We start from the raw sequence: 1,860 nt of genomic DNA, 5'->3' as shown, positions 1-1,860 counted from the left end.
CGTTCGCACCGCCGCCGCAGCCCCATTCGATCACCCGACCGGGACTGGACGGGAGGTCGAGTCCCGTGGCGAACCGGTGAAAGATGCTGAGGTGGTCGCGACCAACCTCTAGCCACGCCTCGTCGCCAAGACCGTTGCGCCAGTGAGAGTCCGACGGCCACGCCTCACCCGACGATGTGGACCAGTAGTTGCGTGCGTCGGCGATCCGGCGGGAGATCCCCTGCGCGGGCACGGCTCGACTGGCGGCCTTCAACACTGCGCGCACGGCGGGCGACTAGTACCGGCGAGCGTTGTGGAATGGCGACGAATCCACGGGCGCTACGCGAACCGGGGTGCCGTAGGTCGAGGCGTGCACCATCATTCCGTCCCCGATGTAGATCCCCGCATGGGACACGTCGGAATAGAAGGTCACGATGTCGCCGGGTTGCAGGTCGTCTCGCGAGACGGGCTGACCACCAGTGGCGAGCGACTGGCTCGAATGCGGCAGCGACTTGCCGGTTTGCTGGAACGCCCACATGATCAGACCCGAGCAGTCGAACGCGTTCGGCCCGGAACCACCCCATGAGTAGGGGGAGCCGATGCGGGTCAGGGCCGCTTGGACGACGGCCGCGTTCCCGGACCCGCCACCCAACGGGGGCACCGCGTCGGGGGCGATGACCTCACCCGGTGGTAGACCGTCGATGGGGGGCAGGACCTCGCCGCCGGCCAGCACGTCAGGCCCTGGCGCCGGTGCATCGACGGGCGGCGGGAGGGCTGCTAGCGCAGCCTGCTGGTCGGGGGTCAGGGCGTCGTATCGGGCCTTGACCGCGGCGATCTGCGACCGGAGTCGACTCTGCTTGGCTTGCAATTCGGCGCGGACGGCGCGGGCGTGCTCAGCGGCGGTACGCGCCTCGGAAGCCGAAGCTGCCGAGGCCCTTTGAGCGGTATCGGCCCGTACTCGGGCCTCCCGGAAGCGGCGCATCGTCGTCGCCATCTCAGCGCCCATGGCGTTCTGCACGGCAAGTTGATCGATCAGCTGTTGCGGCGAGTTCGCGGTCAGAATGCCAGTCAGACCGTCGGTGGGTCCGCCCATGTATTCGGCTGACGCAACCTCGTCGACGGCGGTCTGATAGGTGTCGAGTTCTCCCTGCGCGACCTTCGCAACGGCGAGATCGCCGACGTTCCTTCGCTCGGCCACGTCCTCCGCTGCCACCGCCGCATCAAGGCTGAGCTGGGCCGAATGCATGGCTTCGGTGGTCTGCTCGGCCTCGCGCGACAGTTCGTTGAGCTGGGCCAGCGCGTCGGAGGCGGGGTCGGCTTGCACGTCGGCAGCGATGACCCCGGTGGAGAGGATGAGCATCGCCAGCAAGGCGGCAACGAGTCGATGAGATGTCGCGGTCACGCCGTTCACCATGGCGAGGGCACACAAGCCAACGCGGTGTCGCGCGTTGTTCTGCATCAGATCTGCCAGTCCTGGGTGCCGTCGTTCTGGTTGGAGGACCCGATCGAGATCGGGGCTACTCCTGTCGCGGCAGCGATCAACGCGCGCATGAACCGCGGCATCCCCATGACCTCCAGTTGACAACGTCGATCGACGCCGAGGCCTGTCGACCCAGACTCACTGCCTACGAGTGGCTTCGTCTACATCGGCGGTGGGGGCGGCGGTGGTGGCATCGGCATCGCCATCGGCGGGCAGCAGCCCGTGGCAGCGGCGGCCGCCATCGCGTCACAACACGCGCACATTGCAGGATCCATGGCCATGACCTCCGTTGCCGAACCGTGACCAAGAACCTACGCACTAAAGCAGTACGTCGCAACACAGTAGATGCGATCCGGCGACTAGTCGCGCAGAGAACGGCTCTAGGTCGCCTTAGCCAGCGG

The 1,860-nt window shown here is 67.2% G+C and carries 1 protein-coding gene and 1 pseudogene; both read right to left on the bottom strand.

The features are described 5' to 3' along the window. Window positions 1-265, bottom strand: a pseudogene (locus tag ACRDUX_RS31735) (methyltransferase type 11); the annotation flags it as partial. A gap of 9 nt (window positions 266-274) precedes the next feature. Beyond that, window positions 275-1,393 (bottom strand): peptidoglycan hydrolase RipC, encoded by a 1,119-nt coding sequence (gene ripC, locus ACRDUX_RS31730; RefSeq protein WP_526419965.1) that lies wholly within the window; start codon window positions 1,391-1,393, stop codon window positions 275-277. Window positions 1,394-1,860 lie beyond the last annotated feature (467 nt).

Source organism: Mycobacterium sp. (assembly GCF_050701675.1).
GTDB lineage: Bacteria > Actinomycetota > Actinomycetes > Mycobacteriales > Mycobacteriaceae > Mycobacterium.
Note: the sequence above shows the minus strand (reverse complement) of the source record. Positions and strands in the feature narration are given on the sequence as shown.

Excerpts from the sequence above, each read along its gene's own strand:
- ripC (WP_526419965.1), bottom strand. The coding sequence starts at position 1,393 with ATGGTGAACGGCGTGACCGCGACATCTCATCGACTCGTTGCCGCCTTG.